General features: G+C 66.9%; 19 protein-coding genes. 11 read left to right on the forward strand and 8 right to left on the reverse strand.

The window, feature by feature from the left end; translation table 11 throughout:
* Positions 1–13 precede the first annotated feature (13 nt).
* Together F464_RS0119650 and F464_RS0119655 are read right to left on the reverse strand one after the other, a co-directional pair.
* The gene (locus F464_RS0119650) at positions 14–460 is read right to left on the reverse strand and encodes a DoxX family protein (RefSeq protein WP_018991563.1); all 447 of its coding nucleotides are present in this window, start codon (positions 458–460) and stop codon (positions 14–16) included.
* A gap of 25 nt (positions 461–485) precedes the next feature.
* Positions 486–689 carry a hypothetical protein gene (locus tag F464_RS0119655; RefSeq protein ID WP_018991564.1) on the reverse strand — a complete coding sequence of 68 codons (204 nt, stop codon included), beginning with the start codon at positions 687–689 and terminating at the stop codon, positions 486–488.
* 128 nt (positions 690–817) lie between these two features.
* Here F464_RS0119655 and F464_RS0119660 point away from each other — a divergent pair, with 128 nt between their 5' ends.
* From F464_RS0119660 to F464_RS0119675, 3 genes are all read left to right on the forward strand, one after another.
* On the forward strand, positions 818–2752 hold the full coding sequence (locus tag F464_RS0119660; protein ID WP_018991565.1) for an ABC-F family ATP-binding cassette domain-containing protein: 1935 nt from the start codon (positions 818–820) through the stop codon (positions 2750–2752).
* A 121-nt stretch (positions 2753–2873) separates the two neighbouring features.
* Entirely contained in the window at positions 2874–3221 is a 348-nt protein-coding gene (locus tag F464_RS0119665; protein WP_018991566.1) for a type II CAAX prenyl endopeptidase Rce1 family protein, read from the forward strand.
* 208 nt (positions 3222–3429) lie between these two features.
* Entirely contained in the window at positions 3430–3918 is a 489-nt protein-coding gene (locus F464_RS0119675; protein ID WP_018991568.1) for a hypothetical protein, read from the forward strand.
* A 74-nt stretch (positions 3919–3992) separates the two neighbouring features.
* Here F464_RS0119675 and F464_RS0119680 read toward each other — a convergent pair whose 3' ends face one another.
* The 6 genes from F464_RS0119680 to F464_RS0119705 form a co-directional block, all read right to left on the reverse strand.
* Positions 3993–6671 carry a LuxR C-terminal-related transcriptional regulator gene (locus F464_RS0119680; RefSeq protein ID WP_018991569.1) on the reverse strand — a complete coding sequence of 893 codons (2679 nt, stop codon included), beginning with the start codon at positions 6669–6671 and terminating at the stop codon, positions 3993–3995.
* A gap of 30 nt (positions 6672–6701) precedes the next feature.
* The gene (locus F464_RS29075; RefSeq protein WP_018991570.1) at positions 6702–6917 is read right to left on the reverse strand and encodes a hypothetical protein; all 216 of its coding nucleotides are present in this window, start codon (positions 6915–6917) and stop codon (positions 6702–6704) included.
* Complete coding sequence (locus F464_RS0119690; RefSeq protein WP_018991571.1) at positions 6914–7405, reverse strand: hypothetical protein; 492 nt, start codon at positions 7403–7405, stop codon at positions 6914–6916. Before F464_RS0119690 ends, F464_RS29075 begins: the two co-directional genes overlap by 4 nt.
* Positions 7395–7958: an acyl-CoA thioesterase gene (locus tag F464_RS29080; protein WP_018991572.1), complete on the reverse strand. Its 564-nt coding sequence runs from the start codon at positions 7956–7958 to the stop codon at positions 7395–7397. The genes F464_RS0119690 and F464_RS29080 overlap by 11 nt, the downstream gene beginning before the upstream one ends.
* Positions 7959–8046: 88 nt before the next feature.
* Entirely contained in the window at positions 8047–10062 is a 2016-nt protein-coding gene (locus F464_RS0119700; RefSeq protein ID WP_018991573.1) for a 3-hydroxyacyl-CoA dehydrogenase/enoyl-CoA hydratase family protein, read from the reverse strand.
* 235 nt (positions 10063–10297) lie between these two features.
* A complete protein-coding gene (locus tag F464_RS0119705; protein WP_018991574.1) occupies positions 10298–11218 on the reverse strand; it encodes a TetR/AcrR family transcriptional regulator in 921 nt (306 codons plus the stop codon).
* Between the two features lie 227 nt (positions 11219–11445).
* Between F464_RS0119705 and F464_RS0119710 the strand changes: the two genes are divergently transcribed.
* The 8 genes from F464_RS0119710 (at position 11446) to F464_RS0119745 (ending at position 22072) form a co-directional block, all read left to right on the forward strand.
* On the forward strand, positions 11446–12129 hold the full coding sequence (locus F464_RS0119710; RefSeq protein ID WP_018991575.1) for a GntR family transcriptional regulator: 684 nt from the start codon (positions 11446–11448) through the stop codon (positions 12127–12129).
* A gap of 55 nt (positions 12130–12184) precedes the next feature.
* Positions 12185–13393 carry a thiolase family protein gene (locus F464_RS0119715; protein WP_018991576.1) on the forward strand — a complete coding sequence of 403 codons (1209 nt, stop codon included), beginning with the start codon at positions 12185–12187 and terminating at the stop codon, positions 13391–13393.
* A gap of 188 nt (positions 13394–13581) precedes the next feature.
* The gene (locus tag F464_RS0119720; protein ID WP_018991577.1) at positions 13582–15114 is read left to right on the forward strand and encodes an acyl-CoA synthetase; all 1533 of its coding nucleotides are present in this window, start codon (positions 13582–13584) and stop codon (positions 15112–15114) included.
* Positions 15114–17234: a hydantoinase/oxoprolinase family protein gene (locus tag F464_RS0119725; protein WP_018991578.1), complete on the forward strand. Its 2121-nt coding sequence runs from the start codon at positions 15114–15116 to the stop codon at positions 17232–17234. Before F464_RS0119720 ends, F464_RS0119725 begins: the two co-directional genes overlap by 1 nt.
* Entirely contained in the window at positions 17231–18928 is a 1698-nt protein-coding gene (locus tag F464_RS0119730) for a hydantoinase B/oxoprolinase family protein (protein WP_018991579.1), read from the forward strand. The genes F464_RS0119725 and F464_RS0119730 overlap by 4 nt, the downstream gene beginning before the upstream one ends.
* Entirely contained in the window at positions 18925–20058 is a 1134-nt protein-coding gene (iaaF, locus tag F464_RS0119735; protein ID WP_018991580.1) for a benzylmalonyl-CoA dehydrogenase, read from the forward strand. The genes F464_RS0119730 and iaaF overlap by 4 nt, the downstream gene beginning before the upstream one ends.
* A complete protein-coding gene (locus tag F464_RS0119740; RefSeq protein ID WP_018991581.1) occupies positions 20055–20462 on the forward strand; it encodes a cobalamin B12-binding domain-containing protein in 408 nt (135 codons plus the stop codon). Before iaaF ends, F464_RS0119740 begins: the two co-directional genes overlap by 4 nt.
* Positions 20459–22072, forward strand: coding sequence for an acyl-CoA mutase large subunit family protein (locus tag F464_RS0119745; protein WP_018991582.1), 1614 nt, complete (start codon positions 20459–20461; stop codon positions 22070–22072). The genes F464_RS0119740 and F464_RS0119745 overlap by 4 nt, the downstream gene beginning before the upstream one ends.
* Positions 22073–22078: the final 6 nt, after the last annotated feature.

Consider the following 22078-nt stretch of genomic DNA (forward strand, 5'->3'; position numbering starts at 1 on the left):
CTCCGCGGTTTTTCTAGCGGGCGGAAGACATCGCCTCGTTTGCGGCGCTGCGGTCCAGGCTGAGCTTCCCCGGGCCCGTCAGAACGATATAGATCATGCCGCCCATGATCGCGAGGTTCTTCAGGAAGTGATTCAGCTGGTTCTGATAGCTGGCCTGATCGGCTGCCCAGAACTGGTGGAAGACCAACGTCGCCGGAACCAGGAAAAGGACGATGGCAGCCGCCGCCCATCGCGCTTTCCAGCCGATGATGATGGCCAGGCCACCGAGCACTTCGAGGGCGATCGTGCCGACCAGTAGAACTTCGCTCAGCGGGATGCCCTTCGAACTCATATAGCCCGCGACACCGGCAAATTTCCCGATCTTGCCTATGCCGGAAATGACGAAGATCAGCCCCAGGAGGATCCGCCCGATAAGGAGACCCGCAGTCTGTCCGTTCTGTCCGCTCTGTACGTTGGCCATGATTTGCTCCTGTGAAGAAAAGGTACTAAGACGTTCGGCCGATTTCGGGACGTATTGTGGCGACTAAAGCAAAACCCATAAACGAAGAATGGTCAAAAACATTCTTCATTAAATCGAAATAATCAGCATCGATCGGGCGCATCTGCATCGCTCCGGCCTGCCCCGTTTTGCGGAGCTTTGCGGTGAAAATGATGCTCGGGAAGCAGATCGTCGCCTTCGCCTGCAGCACCGACACATCGCCAAAGCAAGTATCCTAGCGCCCTTCCCGGTTCGGTCGAGCTCCGCAGTGCGGTCCCGTGCGCGTTCGTTCCCCTATCCGCCCGCAACTGCAACTCCCTGATACCAGAGCCTTATCTCATGATCACCCTCAAGGACGTCACCCTCCGTCGTGGCGCCAAGGTGCTGCTCGACAGCACCTCCGTCACGCTCAACCCCGGCGAAAAGGTTGGCCTGGTCGGGCGCAACGGGGCCGGCAAGTCCTCGCTGTTCGGCCTGCTCAACGGCACGCTGCATGAGGACGCGGGCGACTTCCACATGCCGGCGGCCTGGCGCATGGCGCAGGTGGCGCAGGACATGCCGGAAACCAGCCAGTCCGCCACCGATTTCGTGATCGAGGGCGACACCGCGCTGCTCGCCGCGCAGCAGGAAGTCGCCGCGGCCGAAGCGAGCGACGACGGCGAACGCATGGCCTACGCCTACATGGCCCTGCACGACGCGGGGGCGCACGACGCGCAGGCGCGTTCCCAGGCGCTGATCCTCGGGCTCGGCTTCAAGACCACCGAGCTGTGCAATCCGGTGAACAGCTTCTCCGGCGGCTGGCGCATGCGCCTGCAGCTCGCCCGCGCACTGATGTGTCCGTCCGACCTGCTACTGCTCGACGAACCGACCAACCACCTCGACCTCGACGCGCTGGTCTGGCTCGAAGCCTGGCTCAAGCGCTACGCGGGCACGCTGGTCGTCATCAGCCACGACCGCGAATTCCTCGACGCCATCACCGACGTCACGGTGCACATCGACAACCATAAGCTGACCCGCTACGGCGGCAACTACTCGACCTTCGAAGACACCCGCGCGCTGCAGCTGGAACTGCAGCAGAACGCCTACGCCAAGCAGCAGGACAAGATCGCCCACCTGCAGAAGTTCATCGCCCGCTTCAAGGCCAAGGCCAGCAAGGCCAAGCAGGCGCAGAGCCGGGTCAAGGCGCTGGACCGCATGGACAAGCTGGCGCCCGTGCTCGCGAGCGCCGACTTCACCTTCGAGTTCAAGGAGCCGCTCAACCTGCCCAACCCGATGCTGGCGATGGAAGACGCCTGTTTCGGGTATCCGCCGGCGGACGGCGCCCCGGCCGGCACGCCGCCGACGGTGATCGTGCGGGGCGTGAACAAGTCCGTGATGGCGGGCGAGCGCATCGGCATCCTGGGCGCTAACGGCCGCGGCAAATCCACGCTGGTGAAGACCATCGCGCGCGACCTCACTCCCATCAGCGGCGTTGTCACCGAGGGCAAGGGCCTGCGCATCGGCTATTTCGCGCAGCAGGAACTGGACGTGCTCCGTCCGCAGGACAATCCGCTCGAACACATGGTCCGCATGGCCCGCGAAGGCCTGCCGGCGGGCCAGAGCGGCCGCGAGCAGGATCTGCGCACTTTCCTGGGCACCTTCAACTTCAGCGGCGACATGGTGCAGCAGCCGGTCGGCACCATGAGCGGCGGCGAAAAGGCGCGCCTCGTGCTGTGCATGCTCGTGTGGCAGCGCCCCAACCTGCTGCTGCTGGACGAACCGACCAACCACCTCGACCTCGCCACCCGCGAAGCCTTGGCGATGGCGCTCAACGAATTCGAGGGCACCGTGATGCTGGTCTCCCACGACCGCGCCTTGCTGCGCTCGGTGTGCGACGAGTTCTGGCTGGTGGCCTGCGGCGGCGTCGAGCCCTTCGACGGCGATCTGGACGATTACCAGCAATACCTGCTCGACGAAGCCCGCCGCGCCCGCGAAGAGCTCAAGGCCTCGCTCAAGAGCCCGAAACACGAAGCCGCGCCGGCACCCGCTCCCGCCAACCGGATCAGTCCGGAGAAACTCAAGAGCCTCAAGCGCGACCTGGGCAAACTGGAGCAGACGATCCTGGACGTACAAGCGCGCAAGCACGCCACCGAAGCCCGCCTGGCCGGTTCGCCGTCGGTGCAGCTGCTCGCTGAATTGGGAAAGGAGTTGCAGCAGATCGAAGAACTCCTGACCACCCACGAGGACAACTGGCTGCAGCTTTCCGAGGAGATCGAGGCGGCGAGCCGGAGCTGAAGCCACGAGGCGGCAATCGTCGCGTTGCGGTGCGCCAAGGCGAGAATCGGCTCCGCCTCACCGGAACTCCCATCGCCATCTCCCGTCCATCCGCTAAGCCAAGCCACAAGCAGGACCCCGCATGCAACGCGATCCGAGACTCGACGCCCTGTTCAACAATCTGAAGCAGAACCCGCCCAAGCCTGCCGGCCCGCTGCAGAAGGTCGCTGCGATCGCCGCTGCCGTGCTCGTCTTCGGCCTCGCGCTGACCTTCTCCATCCTGTTCTTCGCTGTCGTCGTGGCAGCGGGCGGACTGATCTGGGGCTATGTCTGGTGGAAAACCCGCGCGCTGCGCAAGGTGATGCAGGAAGCCCGGGCGCAGGCCGGAGGATCCGCCCCGCGCGGCCCGGCGGCGGGTGACAGTATGGTGATCGAAGGCGAAGTCTTGCGCGAAATTCGGGAAGAGGGTCGCAAGGACACGCGCAGCTGACTCCGGCCGCAACGTTTTCCGTGTTACCTGTCCAGGTCGAGTCCGGGCTCGCGGAATTCCGCGAGCGCATCCGGCGCGCGGCCCCGCAGCAATTCCGCGAGGCCCGGCTCCAACCGGCGCAGAACCCGTCCTTCGAGCGATCGTCCCGAACCACGATTCGCGTCGTGAGCGTCACGCGACGTAAAATCCGCGCATGACATCGAATGCAATGAACGAAACAGCAGCGGACGAGGCGGCCACCCCGGTGAACGAGCCACGCCTGTGGCGCGACGAAGGCTGGACCGCCCGCGTCATCAAGAACATGGACGACGAAGGATGGGCGGTCGAAATGATCAAGGATGGCGAGCCCGAGCCCGCCTTGGTCGGCCCCTGGACGATGGGGCGCGACAAGAAGAACCCGAAGCCCCTCGACTCCTCGGCATTCAACACCCTGGTCAAGACTGCCTCTGAAGTCCTGCGCCGCCATGAGCAACAGCTGCATGCGACGCTTCACAAGAAGATCACCGTGAACACCGGGTCCGGCCCGGTCATCGTCACGCTCGACATCGTGGTCGACGAATACGACCCCCATGCCCTGCTGGGGGCCTACGACGCCGCGGGTGAAGAACTGGCTCGGCTGCGCGTCGATACGGGCTTCAAACTGACAACGGCCAGCGCGCATGCGTGGCTCGCGGACGACTTCCGCAGGCCTGCCTGATCGACCTTCAACCCTGTGGAGCGGCAGCCATGACCACGATCAGGCGAATCGCTGAGCAGGAGTGCCGACCGGGCTCAGTCGAGGATCCCCAACAGCCGCGCGCGATCCACCGCATGCCGGCGGTTCGCGGCGTTGAGCTTCGACAGCAGGTTCCGCATATGCCATTTGATCGTCTCGGGACCGACGTCGAGGATGTTCGCGATTTCCTTGTTCGTCCGCCCGTGTGCCAGCGCGCCAAGGATTTCCATTTCGCGTGCTGACAGCTGCGCGGGGCGCTGGTTCGTAGCGGCCGATTTGGGAGCCGCGGCCTTGGGGACCCAGCCGACGCGGCAGCGCTCGGTGACGCGTTCGACGAAAACAGACGATACCCCGGCCGCGGCACCGCAGCCGGAGCGGTCGAGTTCCGGCAGGACGTCGAGTGCGGCGGGCCAATCGTCCGCGAGCACGCGCACGAGGCCGAAGGACTCGGCGAGACTTAGCGCTTCGGCGAGTAGGCGGGGGCCCTCGTCGTCGTCGCGCAGGCTGCTTGCGCGCACGATGCGCACCGCGATCTGATCTCGCCCGCGCCGCAGCCGTGCGGCGATCTCGCCGGCGTGATCGAGCGCGGCAAGTGCAGCCTCATCGTCGTGCTCGAGGAGGGCGACGCGCGCCGCCGCGATTTCGCGGATCAGACGCAATTCCGCTTCGAGACCGCGATCGCCGCGGTCCGGATCGGTGGCGATCGCGTCGAGACCGTTCATCAGCATGCGGCACGACATGAGCCGGTTGCGGATCGCGTGCTGGCGGATCTGTTCTCCGAGGCTTGCGGCGACGAGGCGCGGCTGGCCGCGCAGCTCGCCGATCGCGGCGAGACTGTTGAGCGCGTCGAAGGCCTTGCCTTCGCTGCCCTTCTGGCTCTCGTAGCGCGCGAGCGTCAGGTAGGCGAGGATCACCGCGTCCGGCAGCGCGGCCTGCTCGATCAGGTCGAGCCGGTTCGCGAGCAGCGCGCGCGCCTCGTCTTCCGCGCCGAGTTCCCAGTTCGCAGCGGCGAGCCCCGCCGCGTGGATCGCGGCCGGCATCGACCGCCATCCCGTCACGCTCTCCGCGCGTTCGAGCGCCGCAGCGAATACGCCGGCGGCTTCCTTCGCCTGGCCTTCGATCAGGTAGCTGAGCCCGACCGCGAACGCGCCGTAGATCGAATCGTAGAAACTGCGCGCCACGCGGCCGTGGCCGTCGGAAATCTGCTGGTAGTAGCGCGCACGCTCCGGGAACCCGCTGTGGATCGCGATGAAGGAGAGCGTGTTGCAGTAGAGCGGACCGAGCGCGGGGTCGTAGGTGTCGATGCAGCCGCGTGCGCGCTGGTAGTCGTCGCAATGGATCGCCGCGGCCGACCGCACGATGTTCGCCTGCAGCACCACCTCGGGCGTCACCCCGGCGCGCGCCAGGATCACGTCGGTGAGGCGCTCCGCGTCCTGCGGTCGGTAGCACAACGCGCACGCCCACGCCGCCGTGAGCTGGATGCCTTCGTGCCGCGCGATCTCCTCCGGCGGCAGGCGGTCGAGCCACGCGAGCACCTCGACGATGCGCCCCTGCACGCCGAGGTAACGCACGCGCTTCTCGATCCAGTCCATCGCCCGCGTCTCGAGTCCGCCGAGGAAGGCGTGCTCGGCGGCGTGTTCGAGCATGTTGTGGGCCGCGAACCATTCCGCCGCCTTCGCGTGCAGCGCGGTGCGTTCGCTAGCCGGCAGCTCCGCGAGAAGGCTCGCGAGGTACTCGCGGAACAACGGATGCATGCGGTAGACGTCACCACCGTCGACCGACGTCACGAGGCCGGTCTGCTGCTCCAGCCGGACGAGGATCTCGGCCGCGTCGACGCCGCCCCCGAGCGCCGCGCACAGCCCCGGATGCAGGGTTTCGAGCAGGGACGCGCGCACCAGCATCGCGACCGCCCGTTCGTCGAGACTTTCCAGCACGAACTGGGAGAAATAGCGCGCCACGTCCCCGCTCGCTCCGGACAGGCTCGCCACCGTTCCGGCGACGTCGCGACGCCGGGCCATCGCCGAGGTCACGATCTGCAGCGCCATCGGCCAGCCTTCGGTACGCTCGTGCAGGCGCGCGCCGGTTTCGATATCGACCTCGTCGCCGAGGCGCCGGCGCAGGAAGCCGACCGTGTCCTCCAGCCGCAGACGCAGGTCCTCGGTGACGAACTGGGTGTAGAGCCCGTGCGCGCGCAGTTCCTCGACCGGGAACGGGGGGTCGGTGCGCGAGCTGACGACGACGTGGAAGTTGGACGGCGCGTTCGTGACGAGGTAGTAGATGAAATCGATCGCGTCGCGGTCGGCGAGCTGGTGCAGGTCGTCGATCAACAGCCAGGTCGGGCGGGCGAGTTCGTGCAATTGCACGAGCAGCTCGCTCGCGGCCCACAGGTCCGCACCGGCCTGCCCCACCTGATCGAAGGCGCGCGCAGGCATCTCGAGCCCGAGCGCGGTGCTCAGCGACGCGATGATCGCGGGCGCGACGCTCGCCCGGTCGTCGCTCGCCTCGATCGTCAGCCACGCTACGGCCGCGCCGGGTGCGAGGAGTTCGCGGCGCAGCTGCACGAGCAGCGAGGTCTTGCCGAAACCGGCGAGCGAAGTCACCGCCACCAGCGGTTGCTCGACGGCCTCGCGCAGCCTCGCGAGCAGCCGCGGCGGGGCCACCGCCTGGCGCGCCGAATGCGGCGGCATCGTCTTCAGGGCGAGACGATACGGGACGGCAGTCGCGGTCTTCTTCATCGGGCTGCGGCGGGATTCAGGATGCGGAACCTAGCGGACGGAGGAATTCGCCGATGCTTCCGGCGTGTCGGCGCGAAGGGTCTCCCGCGCGCGAAAGCGCTCCACCGCCTGGTTGAACTCCGCGATCGATTCGTCGCTCACCTTCGTGCCGCACTCATAGCAGGTGTCGTGGATGCGGTCGAACCAGCGGCAGCCGCACTGCTCGCACGCGAGCTCGGGCGCGCCGGCGGGATTTTGGAAGATCATCGGCAGGCTCCGAGGAAGGCAAGGCCGAGCGTATCGAGGAATTCCTCGTAGCCCGCGTCCTGAAGTTCGAATTTCGTGCGCAGCACGAAGAACATGATATGCCCCTGCCGGATCAGTCGCTTGATCAGCGACAAGCTGTCTCCGGCGAGGCTCGCGCGCATCGCTTCGAGCGCCGCGTCGTCCGCGACGAACAGGAGATCCACGCGCGCGTCCTGGAAGCCGCGGTAGGGCATCAGGCTGGCGTTCATGCCGCTGCCGTGGGCGGTCCACTTCATCATCGGCACGTCGCCGTGGTTGTCGACGAGCCCCGCGACATGCTTGCCGGGCTGGATGCCCGAGCCGCTCCGCGGCACAAAGCCGACCGACGAGCCTTCGTCCATGTCGGTGAAGAGCACGGCGCACCGGTCGAGCATGGTTTGCCAGGGCGCGAGGTCGCCGAAGCAATCCTCTGCGGTCGCGAGTTCGTCCGCTTCCAGTTCAATCTGCATGCTTGCCTCCGTCAGTTTCCCGCCGCGTGCCGTCGGCGGGAATGGAAAGACCATCGGGCGCGATCTCCGGCACCGGCTGGCAATAGCGCCCGAGACGCTCACGGATGTCCGTGGGGATCGCCACCGACTTCATCGTCTCGAGGTCCATCGTGACGAGCGTCTGCCTGGCCCGCAGGCGCAGCTCATCGCCGACCCGTCCCTGCACGTCGAGATTGATGGAGCTTTCGCCGATGCGCGTGACGGTGAGCCCGAGCACGAGCGCGTCGCCCATCCGGCTCGGCCGCGTGAAGGTGCAGTCCATGCGCACCGTCGGAATTCCGAGCCGGCGCGTCATGATCAGATCCGCGAACGAGGTGCCGAGCCCGTCCGCGAGCCAGTCTTCGACAAGCCCGTTGAGGAGCACGAAGTACTGCGGATAGAACACGATGCCCGCCGGGTCGCAATGCGCGAAGCGCACCAGCACCTCGCGCTCGAACATCGCCGGGCGCGCCGGAGCGGACTTCCTCGCTTCGGCGTCGCCGACGAACGCGATGGCGTTGCTGAGGTCTGTCATCGTGGTATCTCCCTTGCGCGTGGTCATGGGCCCAATGTATCCACGCGCCGCCTCGGGCGCCCCCCCCACCCGGTATGGCCCCCTCCCCTCACGGCGTCTTCGTGAAATCCGGCTTGCGCTTCTCCTGGAAGGCCGTGATGCCTTCGCGGGCAGCGGCCGTGCAGGCGCTGTCGCCCCACGCGAGGTAGCCGATCTCCAGCGCATCCTCGAACGTCGGCGCAGCTGCTGCGGCCTCCACTGCCCGCTCGAGGATGCCGATGACTTCGGCGCTGAGCGGCTGGCCGCTGGCGGCGACCGGGGCGATGGGGTCGAGCCGGGCGATCTCCACCGCGCCGTCCGGGATGCCCCCCACATTGCCGTCGAGCGCCTTGACGCGGGCCACGGCGGCCTGGATGAGTTCCGGATAGTCGCGGGCGAGTCCGTCGACGACGCCCAGCTCGAACGCCTTCGTCGCCTTCAGCCGCTCGGCCCGGCGCAGCATGCCGTGGAATTCGGCCGACGCCTGCGGCCAGCGACGATACGGCACGACCATCGCGCCGATGCCGTGGACGATGCCGAGCGTGATCTCGGGCATCTGCATCCAAGCGCTCGCCAGCGCGACGATGCCGTGGCAGCGCATCGCCAGTTCGAAGCCGCCGCCGAGCGCCATGCCGTTGATCGCGGCGACAACCGGCTTCTTCATGCGATCGAGATGCACGAGCAGACGCGAACAGTCGCGGGCGTACTGCGCGGACGCTGGCGCATCGCCGAGCATGTTGACGAAGCGCCCGATGTCGCCGCCGGCGCAGAACGCGCGGTTGCCGTAGCCGACGAGGACGAAGCCCGCCACGGCCGGATCGTGTTCGAAGCGCTGGATGACGGACAGGATCTCGTCGGTCAATTCGTCGTGGAGCGCGTTCAGGGCTTCGGGGCGACGCAGCGTGATGACCTTGACGTCGCCGATGTCGTCCACGAGCACATGGCGCAGGAAGCCCTGGTAGTCGCCGAGCGGTTTTCGCGCCGCCGGCATGCCGCGGCGCTCGTCGCAGAAGTGCGCGAGCATGCGGCCAGCGTCGGCCTCGCCGAGATCGCGCATCAGCTCCAGCGGCCCCTTCTTGAACCCGAGCGCCTGACGGCAGCCGAAATCGAGGTCGGCCGGTTCCCCGATGTCGCGGTCGAGGATGTCCACCGTCTGCGAGAACAGCACGCCGAGCAGGCGTTCACGCACGATCGACACTGTATCGTCCGCGACGCCGACGGGCTTTCCGGGGGGCGCGGTCAGCCAGCGGTCGACCGAGCGGAACACGAGCGCGGGGCGATAATGCTCGCCTTCGAGTTCGGCCTGCAGCGTGTTCGTCTCGGTGATGATCGGATTGCCATTGGCGAGGTTCAGGACGAAGAACGGCCCCGCGTGCACGAACTCGCCCGCGACGCTGTCGATCTCGGCCGCGGTCGCACGGTCGAGCAGCAGTCCCGACTCGTTGCACCAATTGTCGAAGATCCGGTCGAGCATGAAGCACGCCACGTCGTCGGTGACGAGCGGCACCTTGCCGGTCGTGCAGAATACCCAGCGCAGGTATTCGACGACGGCCGGATCGGTGCGCGCCCAGCGGACGACCTCGACGACCGGGTTGCGCCAGGCGGGGGCGAAGAAGTGCGTGACGGTGGCGCGCCCGGGGTGCTTCAGCGCGGAAAAGATCTGCGCTGCCGGCAGCGAGCTCGTATTCGACGTGATCAGCGCGTCCGCTGCGACGACCGCCTCGACGTCGGCGAAGATGCGGCGTTTCAATGCGAGGTTCTCGGTTGCCGCCTCGAGCACCCAGTCCGCTTCTGCGAGGTCGCGATAGTCGAGCGTGCCGACGACGCCAGAGGTGACCGCCGCGGCTTCGGCCTCGTTCATCTTGCCTTTCGCGACCGCTTTTGCGGCGTAGTCCGCGAAGCGCTGCAATGCACTGTCGAGGGCCGCCTGGGCGACATCGACGAGGATCAGCTTCAGGCCCGGCAATGCGCTCTTCAGGTAATAGCCGATGTCCGGACCTATCGTGCCGGCGCCGATTATCGCGACGGTGCGCGGCAGCGGGCGCTGCGGCGTGGCGAGCAGCGGATTGGCGAAACGGGTGACCATCAGGGAGCCTCCTTCGGTTGTCTCGTGAGCGGCGAACCGTCTTTGCGGCACGCATCCTTATCGGCCGACCACACGGCGCCGGCCGGCTAACTCCTCTGGGGCACCCGTTCAGGGCGGTGGGCGGTCTTCTGCCGCCGTTTATCTTTGATGTATACAGTATCCTGTGCACTTAAGAAAAAAAGCAACCGCTCCGGCGCCGGATGAACCGGCACCGAGAGGCGAGCACCGGAAATCTTCAGAACGCCGACAGGGGTTTCGACGCGATGCCGGGCGATTCCACGCCGTGGCGCAGCGTGTCCACCATGGCCGCGGCGATCTCGTCGGTCGAGCGCCGGCCTTCGCGATACCACACGTGCACCCAGTTCAGGAAACTCAGGAGCATCAGCCGCAGCAGGCTGCGGTCGGCACCGGGTGCGAGCGGCAAGTCCTCGATGAGCCCGCGGTAGACGTTCTCGTAGGCTTCGCGCATCGGGCGGATCTTGGCGAAGAGTTCCGGGTTGCCCGTCATCGCGAGGCTGTGACCGGTGACGCGGTCGATATAGGTGCCGCTGGTGATCGCCGCGACGTGCACCTGGCAGACGCGGGTGAGTCGCTCCCACGGATCGCTCGCACCGGCCAGCGCGTCTGCGACGGCGGCCATCAGGCGCCGGAAGCCTTCCCGGTGCACAGCCAGATAGAGCTCTTCCTTCGACGCGAAATAATGGTAGATCGACCCGGGCAGGAGCCCGACCCGGCTGGCGATGTCGCGAATGGAAGTGCTGTCGTAGCCCTGCTCCGCGAAGAGCGCGGCCGCCGCATCGAGGATCACCTGACGGCGGTCGGGCGGCTCGCCGTCGGTCGCGGCGTCGGCGGAGACGAGCTGCGCAGCGAGCGCCCCGCGCGCCAACAATCCGCGCTGGGTATCGGTCAGCGCCGAGACGCCCTCGCTCGTCGATTGCGCGATCGCCCGCAAGCGTTTCACGGCAGTCTCGAGGCCGTGCTTCTGCCAGATGTAGCGCACCCCGGAGGGCGAAATCGCGAATCCGTCGCGCCGCAGCCGCGCCGAGACCGCGGCCTGGCCCAGCCCCGGCTCGTCGCGCGCGAGCCCAAGGATCGCAGCCTCGACGTCCGGGGCGCGACGCTCTTCTTCATGGCAGGCATCAAGGCTCATGCGCATCACTCAATTGATTGGATATCCATCATAGCCAAGCCGCCGTCGTGCCGGCAAACTGCTGCAGCGGCTTTCGGGGGCGGACAGTTTCGGACGCGGGACCGGCGAAGTCCGTGCCGAAGCCGATTCCACCGGTAGAGACAAGATGTACTTTACACCCTAAAAAATACTGTATACAGTACACATCAACTCGAAAGCCGCCGCCAACAACGAACCATCAAAGGCTCCGGAATATGGTTTCCACGCTTCAGCCCGTCGAACGCCCTCTTGCCCTCGGTGAACGGGTCTATCACACCTTGCGTGATCATCTGCGCAGCGGCCAGATCCTCGCCGGCCAACCGCTGCAGGAAGTCCAGCTCGCGGAAAAGCTCGGCGTCTCGCGGACTCCCGTGCGCGAAGCGCTGCGGCGCCTCGCGAGCGAAGGCCTGCTCGTGTCCGACAACCGCAGTTTCGTCGTGCCGGCGCTCACGCTGCAGGACGTCAACGACATCTACGAGATCCGCTTCCTCATCGAGCCGGCGGCGATCCGTAGCATCGCACCGCTGACGCGCTCGTCCGAGCACCGCCGCGGCATCGAGGACGCGCTCGCGGCGATCGTCCGCGCACACAAGGCGGGCGACGCCGCAGGGTTCCGGGAGGCGACGATCTGCTTCCGCGCCGCGTGGCTCGCCGTGGTGCCGAATCCGCGGCTCGTGCGCATCGTCGAGCAGTACGCCGATCACATGCAGCGTATCCGCACGCTGACGCTCGACGATCCGGAGATCCGCACGATCGTGCTGCGCGGCTTGAACCGCATCTCGTCGGCACTGGCTGCGGGTGACGGCGACACGGCTGCCACAGCCATGCTCGAACACCTCGTCGAGGCGAAGCGGGCGTTCATCGCCGCCGTCGGCCTCACCGAAGACGGCCAGGCCTGACCCGGGCATTCGACTGCCCGTGCGCTAGAAGAACAAATACCGGAGACCGCAGACGATGACACGCTACACGGCCGAAATTCCGTACGGCGCCTACTGGAGCACGCCCTTCGCGCGCTGGCAGGGCAGTTTCGCGTCGCTGCACAGCGTGCGCTTCGCCGCGCACGTCGCGCGCAACGAACTCGCGAAGCGGAACATCGACCCGCAGTCGATAGACTACGGCGTGCTCGGCTTCTCCGTGCCGCAGCAGCAAGCCTTCTACGGCCTGCCCTGGCTCGCCGGTCTGGTCGGTGCGACGCGCGCCGGGGGGCCGACGATGATGCAGGCCTGCGCGACCGGCGTTCGGACGCTCCTCGCCGCGGCGCAGGAGATCGAAGCCGGTCTCGCCGAGGTCGCGCTGGCGGTCAATTGCGATCGCACCTCGAACGGCCCGCATCTCTACTATCCGAATCCGAAAGGCCCCGGCGGCACCGGCGCGTCCGAGAACTGGGTCATGGACAACTTCGGCTGCGACCCGCTGGGCGGACATTCGATGTTGCAGACGGCGGAGAACGTCGCGGCAAAGCACGGTGTCAGCACGGCCCGGCAGCACGAACTGGTGCTGCGGCGCGAGGCGCAATACGCCGATGCGCTGAAGGACGACTCGGCCTTCCTGCGACGTTTCATGACGCTGCCGTTCGACGTGCCGAGCGCGGACTTCCGCAAGAGCGCGGGTTCGCTCGACGGCGATGAAGGGGTGTCCCGATCGACGGCCGAGGGCCTCGCAAAACTGAAGCCGGCGATGGAAGGCGGCACGGTAACGTACGGCGCCCAGACGCACCCGGCCGATGGCAATGCGGCGATCCTGGTAACAACGCCCGAGCGCGCGAAGGAGCTGTCGCGCGACCCGTCCATCGCGGTGCGCCTGCATGGTTTCGGCCTGGCGCGCACCGCACTCGCCCACATGCCCGAAGCGATGATCCCGGCTGCGCGGCGAGCGCTAGATCAGGCTGGCCGCGGCATCGCCGACATGACCGCGATCAAGACCCATAACCCGTTCGCGGTAAACGATATCGTCTTCGCCCGCGAGACCGGTGCAGATCTCGACCGCATGAACAACTACGGCTGCTCGCTGGTGTGGGGCCATCCGCAGGCGCCGATGGGCACACGCGCGATCATCGAGCTCGTCGAGGAGTTGACGTTGCGCGGCGGTGGCTTCGGGCTTTTCACCGGCTGCGCGGCGGGTGACACGGCGATGGCGGTGGTCGTCGAGGTCGGCGACCGGTAAGCGTTGCAGGCGCGCGGCCCCCGTCGAAGGGATAAGCGGCGCAAGGCAGTACAGGACTACGCACCACCTCTCCCCCTGGGGAGAAACGAGAGGCGCAAAAGCGCCCGGAGCAGCATCCCCAACCGGATTCGAACGAGTCAGAAGAGGCGCGCAAAGCGCCCATGACCGAACTTGGAGGAGGAGTGGGGATGGACCTGTCCGAATGGATCGTCCGTCACGCCGGGCTCGCGCCCGACAAGACGGCAATCCGCTTTCCGGAGCGCGACCTCACGTACGCGGCGTTCGCCGCGGACATCGAGCGGCTCGCGTCGGCGCTGCATGCGTCGGGCGTGGAGCGCGGCGCCTGCGTCGCGTTTCTCGGCTACAACCGGCCCGAGACGCTCGCGGCGCTGTTCGCCTGTGCACGTCTGGGCGCGCTGTTCCTGCCGCTGAACTGGCGGCTCGCGGGGCCCGAGCACCGGCAACTGCTCGCCGACTGCCCGCCCACGGTGCTGCTCGTCGAGCCGCGCTTCGTCGAACAGATCGACGCCTTCCGGGATGAGCTCGCGGGCGTGACGCTGGTCGTATTCGGCGCGCCACCGGCGGGCTGGATCGCCTTCGACGACCTGATGCGGCGCGGCGGCCTGCCCGTGGCGCGCGACCCGCGGGTCGGGCCCGGCACGCCGCTGCTGATCTGCTACACCTCGGGCACGACGGGCAAGGCCAAGGGCGCACTGCTGACCCAGGACGCGCTGGCGTGGAACGCCGCGAACAGCGTCGACCTGCATGAATTCACGGGCGGCGACCGCATCCTGACGACGTTGCCGCTGTTCCACGTCGGGGGGCTCAACAACCAGACGACCCCTGCCCTGTCGCTGGGCTGTACGGTCGTGCTGCATCCGAAATTCGACGTCGACGCGAGCTTCGACGCGATCGAGCGCGAACACATCACGCTGACCGTCCTTGTGCCGGCCCAGATCGAGGCGATGTTGGCGCACCCGCGCTGGGCGAAGGCCGATCTGTCCAGCCTGAGGATGATCACGACGGGCTCGACGATCGTGCCCGACCGGCTGATCCGCGCCGTGCACGAGCGCGGCATCCCCCTCGTGCAGATCTACGGCTCGACCGAAACCTGCCCGATCGCGGCCTATGTGAAGGCTGCCGACGCGCGGACCCACGCGGGCGCGGCTGGACGGGCGGCACTCCATTGCAGCGTGCGCGTCGCCGGCGACGGCGGTGCCGACGCGAAAGCGGGGACCAGCGGTGAAATCCTGGTGTGCGGCCCGAACGTGATGACGGGCTACCTGAACAACCCACAGGCCAGCGCCGCCGCGCTCAAGGACGGCTGGTTCCACACCGGCGACATGGGGCACTTCGATGCCGAGGGCTGGCTCTGGGTCGATGGTCGCAAGAAGGAAATGATCATCTCCGGCGGCGAGAACATCTATCCGGCCGAGATCGAGAACCTTCTCGCCGAATCCTCCGACATCGCCGAAGTTGCGGTTGTCGGCCGCCCCGACGAGCGCTGGGGCGAATGCGTCGTCGCGGTCGTCGTCAGGCACGAAGGTTCGGCTCTGGACGCCAGCGGGGTGCTGAAACTCCTCGACGGCCGCATCGCCCGCTACAAGCTGCCGAAGGAAGTGTTGTTCGTCGACGAACTCCCGCGCACCGCGCTGGGCAAGGTCCGCAAGGACGACGTGCGCCGGCTGGTCGCGCGCAAAACGTTCATGGAGCACATCTGATGACATTGAAGATCGGAATCGACGTCGGGGGCACCTTCACCGACTTCGTCGTCACGCGCGACGGCGCCGAGCCGGCGATATTCAAGACCCTGTCGACGCCGGCGGACCCGTCGATCGCTGTCGTCAACGGGCTCGCCGATATCGCCGCGAGCCTGGAGCTGTCGCTCGAAACCCTGGCGCGCCGCATCGACACCATCGTGCACGGCACGACCGTGACGACCAACGCGACGCTGACGGGCACCGGCGCGAAGACAGGCCTGCTGACGACCGAGGGCGTGCGCGACGCGCTCGAGATGCGCCGCGGCGTGCGCGAGGAGCAGTACAACAATCGCTACACGAACGTGAAGCCTCTGGTGCCGCGTTACCTGCGCGCGGGGATTCCGGGGCGGCTCGACCGCGACGGTATCGAATCCGCAGCGCTCGACCTCGCCGCGGTGCGCGACGCGATCGCCCTCTTCCGGGCGGAAGGCGTGCAGGCGGTGTCGATCTGCTTCATGAACTCGTTCGCGAACCCGGCGCACGAACAGGCCGCGGCCGAACTGGTGCGCCGCGAGCTGCCCGGCGCCTACCTGTCGGTGTCGACGGACCTCCTGCCGTCGATCCGCTTCTACGAGCGCGTCAGCACGACGGCGCTGAATTCCTACGTCGGCCCGAAACTGAACCACTACCTCGACCAGCTCGTCGGCCGGCTGAAAGGCATCGGCTTCGACGGACTGCTGCTGATCATGCAGTCCAACGGCGGCGTGATCTCGCCGCAGCTCGCGCGCGAGAAGGCCGCGCTGACGCTGCTCTCGGGCCCGGCCGGCGGCCCCGGCGCCGGGCTGCATTACGTGCGCGTGCATGGCCAGAACAAGTGCATCGTCACCGACATGGGCGGCACGAGCTTCGAGGCCTCGGTCGCGGTCGATGCGCCGATGATCAAGAACGACGGCGAGATCGCGCGCCACAAGATCGCACTGCCGATGCTCGACATCCACACCATCGGCGCCGGCGGCGGCTCGATCGGCTGGCTCGACGAAGGCGGCCTGCTGCGCATGGGGCCGCAGAGCGCCGGCGCGGACCCCGGCCCGGCGTGCTACGGCAAGGGCGGCAAGCTGCCGGCGACGACCGACGCGAACGTCGTGCTGGGCTACCTGGATCCGGAGTTCTTCGCCGGCGGCAGGATGAAGCTCGATGTCGCCGCCGCGCGCGCTGCGATCCTTGAACACATCGCGCAGCCGATGGGACTTTCCGTCGAGGACGCCGCGGCGGGCATGTACCGCGTCGCGTGCAACAACATGGCGCAGGGCGTGCGGGAAGTGACGATCAAGCGCGGCTTCGACCCGCGCGAGTTCCCCTTCATCCCGGCCGGTGGCGCGGGGCCGATCCACTCGTGCCTGATCTGCGAGGAGCTGGAAATCCCCTTGCAGATCGTGCCGCGCGAGTCCTCGGTGCTGTGCGCGTTCGGCATGCTGATGAGCGAGTTGAAGCACGACTTCGTGCGCACCTTCGTATCGCGGCTCGAAGGGCTCGACTGGGCGAAACTCGGCGCGATCGTCGACGAGATGTCGCGCGAGGGCGCGCGCCAGCTCGACGAGGAACGTATCCCCGCAGCGCGGCGCCGCGACGACGTGAAGCTCGACTGCCGCTACATCCGGCAGTACCACGAGGTCTCCTTCGCCGTGCCGCGCAGCCTGATCGACGCGGGCGACACGCCTGCCATCGCACGCGCCTTCCACGCCGAGCACAACCGCTTGTACGGCTATTCGCTGGAAGCCGAGAACACGCCGATCGAGATCATCAACGTGCGCGTGCAGGCGATCGGCCTCACCGACAAGCCGGTCGCGCGGCACGAGGAGTGGGCGGGCGAGGACGCGGCGCACGCGTTGAAGGGCAAACGCGCCGTCTATATCCCCGAGACGAAGAAATTCCGCGAAGTGCCCGTCTATGACGGCCACAGGATGCGCCACGGCAACCGCATCGACGGCCCGGCGATGATCGAGCAGGAGACGACGGCGATCTTCGTGTCGGCGTCGTTCGATTGCGTCGTCGATGCGCTCGGCTCGTTCGCGCTGTACCGCAAGGGGCGCGAGGACCTCGTCGCAACATGCATCCCGGAGAAGAAGGAGGCGCTGGCATGAGCAACGAGAAGATCGACCCCATCCTGCTGTCCGTCTACGCGCGGACCTTCCGCTCGATCACGGACGAGATGAGCATCTCGATGGAGCAGACGACGCGCTCGCCGATCCTGTGCGAGGCGAAGGATTACGTCACGGGCCTGTACGACGGCGACGGCAACATGCTGGAACAGACCGAGAACCTGCCGATCCTCGCCTTCTCGCTCGCGCCGGTGTGCAAGTACATCAAGGAATACTTCGGCGACGACATCCACCCGGGCGACGTGATCTTCCACAACGACGTGTTCAGCCTGGGCAACCAGAACAACGACGTCGCGGTGTTCAAGCCGGTGTTCTTCGAGGGACGGCTGGTCGCCTGGACGGCGGTCAAGGGCCACCAGGCCGACATCGGCGGCAACGTTGCGGGCGGCTACAACCCGAACGCGGTCGAGGTGTGGCAGGAGGCGCTGCGCATCCCGCCGGTGAAGGTCGTCGACAAGGGCAAGCTCAGGAAGGACGTGTGGAACCTGATCTTCGCGAACGTGCGGCTCGACATCGTGCAGCACGACATGAAGGCCGAGATGGGCGCCTGCACTGTCGGCGAGCGACGTTTCCTCGAGCTGATCGCGAAATACGGCGTCGGGAGCTACGAGTCGCACAAGCAGGCGCTGTTCGACGCGACGCGCCGGATGATGGAAGCCGAGATCGCGAAGATCCCGAACGGCCGCTACTCCGGCGAAGGCAAGGTGTTCTACGACGGCCGCCACGTCGGCTCGGAATTCACGATCCGCGTCGATATCGAGGTCGAGGACCGCGCGATCCGCTTCGACTACTCCCGCACCGACGCGCAGACCAACGGCTTCGTGAACGGCACCTTCACGTCGAGCGCGTCGGCGACGATCCTGACGCTGCTGCAGATGGTGAACCCCGACATCCCGCATAACGAGGGCATGGTGCAGCCGATCGAGATTGTGATTCCGGAAGGCACGATCCTGAACGCGGCCTACCCGAAGGCCACGACTTTCGGCAATCACCTGTGCCCGCCGAATGCCGACGCCATCCAGCGCGCGCTCGCGCCGGTGATGCCCGAGCGCGTGACCGCGGGCTGGAACAACCTGCTCGCGAGCCTCACGACCGGCATCGATCCGAAGACCAACGAGAAATACGTCGACATCGGCTTCATGGGCCTGAAGGGCGGCTCGGGCGCGATGCTCGGCACCGATGGCTACGATCACATCGGCATGATCGACGCGTCCGGCGGCGTGCTCGACCAGGACTACGAGATGTTCGAGCAGCAGACGCCGCACCGCCTGATCCGCCACGAACTACTGGCCGACTCGGCCGGCGCCGGCGAATGGCGCGGCGGGCTCGGCGTCGAGACGATCTTCGAGATCGGCTCCAACGACACGCAGCTCGTGACCTTCGGCGACGGTGACTTCGAGCCGGCCTTCGGGCTCTTCGGCGGCGGCGAGGGCGGGCTCAACTTCATCCGCCTGCACTACCCCGACGGCCAGACCGTCGTGCCGAAGAACAAGGACCTGATCACCGGCGTACCGAAAGGCACGATCTACCATCAGGTCGCGAGCGGCGGCGGTGGCTATGGCGATCCGAAGCGGCGCGACCGCAAGCTGCTCGCCGAGGAGATCCGCAACGGCGTGATCTCGGAGCAGGCGGCTCGCGAGAAGTACGGCTATGAGCCCGAGCAGGTGGCCGGATGAACTTCGACCTTTCGGACGAACAGCGCGCGATTCGCGACACCTTCGCGCGCTTCTGCGACGAGCGCATCGCCCCCCAGGCGGCCGCGCTCGACGAAGCGCACGCCTTCCCCCGGGCGCTGTTCCGCGAGCTCGCCGAGCTCGGCTTCTTCGGCATGCGCTATCCGGAATCGGTCGGCGGTACCGGGCTCGCGCTCACCGAGTTCTGTCTCGCGCTGACCGAGGTCGCCCGCGGCTCGATGTCGCTCGCCGGGGCGGTCGCGATGCAGTCGCTGATGGGCACGAAGTTCCTGCAGCTCCTCGGCAACCCGGACATCGTCGAACGCCTCTTCAAGCCGGCGCTGCGCGGCGACAAAATCGGCGCGATCTGCATGACCGAGCCGAACGCGGGCTCGGACCTCGAGTCGATCGCGACGACCGCGACAAAGGTGGACGGCGGCTACGTGATCAACGGGCAGAAGACGTGGATCACCTCCGCGCCGCTCGCCGACTTCTTCACCGTCTTCGCCCGCGCCGGCGACGAGAAGAAGCTGACGATCTTCCTCGTCGAGAAGGAGTCCCGGGGCCTCGTCGTCGGCCGCGAGATCCACAAGATGGGCGTGTGGGCGCTGCCGACCTCGGAAGTCGCCTTCAACGACTGCTTTGTGCCTGACAGCCATCGCCTGTCGAAGGAGGAAGGCGACGGCGAAGGGCATCTGCGCAAGACGCTAGCCGAGATTCGCATCATCACCGGCGCGATGGCGCTCGGTGTCGCGCGGGCGGCGCTCGATGAAGCCGTGCGTTATGCCGGCGAGCGCCAGCAGTTCGGCAAGCCGATCAACCGCTTCCAGGCGATCCAGCTGAAACTCGCCGAGATGGCGACCGGGCTGGAGGCCGCCACCGCCCTCGTCCACCGCGCCGCATGGCTGTGCGACGCGAAGCGCCCGCACCACAAGGAGGCCGCGATGGCGAAGCTCTTCGCGACCGAGACGGCCGCATCGATCTGCGATCAGGCCGCGCGCGTGCTCGCGTCCTACGGCTACGCGATGGAGTACCCGGTGCAGCGTTACCTGCGCGACGTGCGCTTCACGCTGATCGGCGGCGGCACCAGCGAAATCCTCAAACTCGTCATTGCGAAGGAGCTCAGCGCATGAACGACACCACACAACAACGCCGCATCCGCGTGCTGCTCGCGAAGCCGGGTCTCGACGGTCACGACCAGGGCGCGAAAGTGGTCGCCCGCGCGATGATGGACGCCGGCTTCGAAGTCATCTACACCGGCCTGCGGCAGACGCCGGAACAGGTGAGCCGCATCGCGCTCGACGAGGACGTCGACGTGATCGCGCTCTCGTCGATGGCGGGCTCGCACCTGCCCTTCTGCCGCAAGTTGAAGCCACTGCTCGAAGCGAACGGCCTCGACGACAAGCTGTGGATGATCGGCGGCAACCTGCCGGCCCAGGACCACGACGCGCTGCGCGAGCTGGGCTTCAAGGGCATCTTCCCGACCGGCTCGAAGCTCGACGCGATCGCAGATTACATCCGGGAGAACGCTGCATGAACGACCGCGTGCAATCGACCGTGAAACGCGTCACCAACGAATCCGGTCTCGAAGTCCAGCCGCTCTACACCGCCGACGACGTCGCGGCGAGCGGCGGCGACGCGATGATCGGCCTGCCCGGGGAATATCCCTTCACGCGAGGCATCCACCGCGAGATGTACCGCAAGCAGCCCTGGACGATGCGGCAGTACGCGGGCTTCGGCAATCCTCAGGACACCAACCAGCGCTTCAAGTACCTGATCGCGAACGGGCAGACGGGCCTCAACGTCGCCTTCGACCTGCCGACGCAGATCGGCCTCGACTCGGACGACCCGCTCGCGCAGGGCGAGATCGGCCGCGTCGGCATGTCGGTCGACACGCTGCGCGACTTCGAGATCGCGTTCGACGGCATCGACCTCGACAAGATCACGGTGTCGATGACGATCAACGGCGCGGCGGCGATCGCGATCGCGATGTACCTCGCGATGGCCGAGAAGCGCGGCTACGACGTGAAGCAGCTGCGGGGCACCGCGCAGAACGACATCCTCAAGGAGTTCATCGGCCGCGGCACGTGGATCTTCCCGGTCGAGCCGTCGATCAAGCTCGTGGGCGACACGATCGAGTACTGCGCCGAGCACGCGCCCAAGTACAGCCCGGTGTCGGTTTGCGGCTACCACATCCGGGAATCCGGGGCGACGCCGGCCGAGGAAATGGCCTATGCGTTCTGCATCGCCCGCGCCTACGCGGACGAAGTCATCGCACGCGGCCTGCACGTCGATGAGTTCGCCGGGCGCCTGTCATACAACTTCAATATCTTCGGCAACCTCTTCGAGCAGGTCTGCAAGTTCCGCGCGGGGCGCAGCTTGTGGGCGAAGATCATGAAGGAGGAATACAAGGCCGAGAAACCGGGCTCGATGTGGCTGCGCATGATCGCGGCCGGCGGCGGCGGCGGGCTGACCTTCGAACAGCCGGAACTCAACATCGTGCGCGGCGCGTACTACGCGCTGATCAGCGCGCTCTCGGGCACGCAGACGATGGCGCTGTGCTCCTACGACGAGGCCTACACGATCCCTACCGAGTATTCCGCGCGTATTTCGCTGCGCACGATGCAGATTCTCATCGAGGAAATGGGCCTCACCGAGACGGTTGACCCGCTCGGCGGCTCGTACTACGTCGAGACGATGACGAACCAGATGCGCCAGAAGATGGAAGAGATCATCGCCGAGACCGACGCGCAGGGCGGCATCGTCAAGCTGGTGTCCGAAGGCGCGATCCAGGCCAAGGTCTCCGCGCAGGCGTACAGGATGCAGCGCGACATCGAGAGCGGCAAGTTCCCGAAGGTCGGCGTCAATTGCTACCGCAACGACCAGGAAGACGAGCATCCGGTCGAATTCCACGCTTACAACGAGGACGACGCACGCGTGCAGGTCGAGTCGCTGAACCGCGTGCGCGCCGAACGCGATGCGGCACGGGTGACGCGTGCGCTTGCCGCGGTGGGCGATGCGGCGCGGGCCGGCACGAACGTCATGCCGGCGATCGTCGAGGCGGTGAAGGCCTACGCGAGCGTCGGGGAGATCACGCAGGAACTGGTGAAAGTGTTCGGACGGTACCAGGAACCGATCCGCTTCTGAGGAACG

The organism is Aromatoleum toluclasticum ATCC 700605, assembly GCF_000378245.1.
Classification (GTDB): domain Bacteria; phylum Pseudomonadota; class Gammaproteobacteria; order Burkholderiales; family Rhodocyclaceae; genus Aromatoleum; species Aromatoleum toluclasticum.

Coding starts and splice junctions, on each gene's coding strand:
- F464_RS0119740 (WP_018991581.1), top strand. CDS start 20,055: ATGAACGACACCACACAACAACGCCGCATCCGCGTGCTGCTCGCGAAG.
- F464_RS0119720 (WP_018991577.1), top strand. CDS start 13,582: ATGGACCTGTCCGAATGGATCGTCCGTCACGCCGGGCTCGCGCCCGAC.
- F464_RS0119665 (WP_018991566.1), top strand. CDS start 2,874: ATGCAACGCGATCCGAGACTCGACGCCCTGTTCAACAATCTGAAGCAG.
- F464_RS0119745 (WP_018991582.1), top strand. CDS start 20,459: ATGAACGACCGCGTGCAATCGACCGTGAAACGCGTCACCAACGAATCC.
- F464_RS29080 (WP_018991572.1), bottom strand. CDS start 7,958: ATGACAGACCTCAGCAACGCCATCGCGTTCGTCGGCGACGCCGAAGCG.
- F464_RS0119660 (WP_018991565.1), top strand. CDS start 818: ATGATCACCCTCAAGGACGTCACCCTCCGTCGTGGCGCCAAGGTGCTG.
- F464_RS0119700 (WP_018991573.1), bottom strand. CDS start 10,062: ATGGTCACCCGTTTCGCCAATCCGCTGCTCGCCACGCCGCAGCGCCCG.
- F464_RS0119675 (WP_018991568.1), top strand. CDS start 3,430: ATGAACGAAACAGCAGCGGACGAGGCGGCCACCCCGGTGAACGAGCCA.
- F464_RS29075 (WP_018991570.1), bottom strand. CDS start 6,917: ATGATCTTCCAAAATCCCGCCGGCGCGCCCGAGCTCGCGTGCGAGCAG.
- F464_RS0119710 (WP_018991575.1), top strand. CDS start 11,446: ATGGTTTCCACGCTTCAGCCCGTCGAACGCCCTCTTGCCCTCGGTGAA.
- F464_RS0119650 (WP_018991563.1), bottom strand. CDS start 460: ATGGCCAACGTACAGAGCGGACAGAACGGACAGACTGCGGGTCTCCTT.
- F464_RS0119680 (WP_018991569.1), bottom strand. CDS start 6,671: ATGAAGAAGACCGCGACTGCCGTCCCGTATCGTCTCGCCCTGAAGACG.
- F464_RS0119690 (WP_018991571.1), bottom strand. CDS start 7,405: ATGCAGATTGAACTGGAAGCGGACGAACTCGCGACCGCAGAGGATTGC.
- F464_RS0119715 (WP_018991576.1), top strand. CDS start 12,185: ATGACACGCTACACGGCCGAAATTCCGTACGGCGCCTACTGGAGCACG.
- F464_RS0119705 (WP_018991574.1), bottom strand. CDS start 11,218: ATGCGCATGAGCCTTGATGCCTGCCATGAAGAAGAGCGTCGCGCCCCG.
- F464_RS0119730 (WP_018991579.1), top strand. CDS start 17,231: ATGAGCAACGAGAAGATCGACCCCATCCTGCTGTCCGTCTACGCGCGG.
- F464_RS0119725 (WP_018991578.1), top strand. CDS start 15,114: ATGACATTGAAGATCGGAATCGACGTCGGGGGCACCTTCACCGACTTC.
- iaaF (WP_018991580.1), top strand. CDS start 18,925: ATGAACTTCGACCTTTCGGACGAACAGCGCGCGATTCGCGACACCTTC.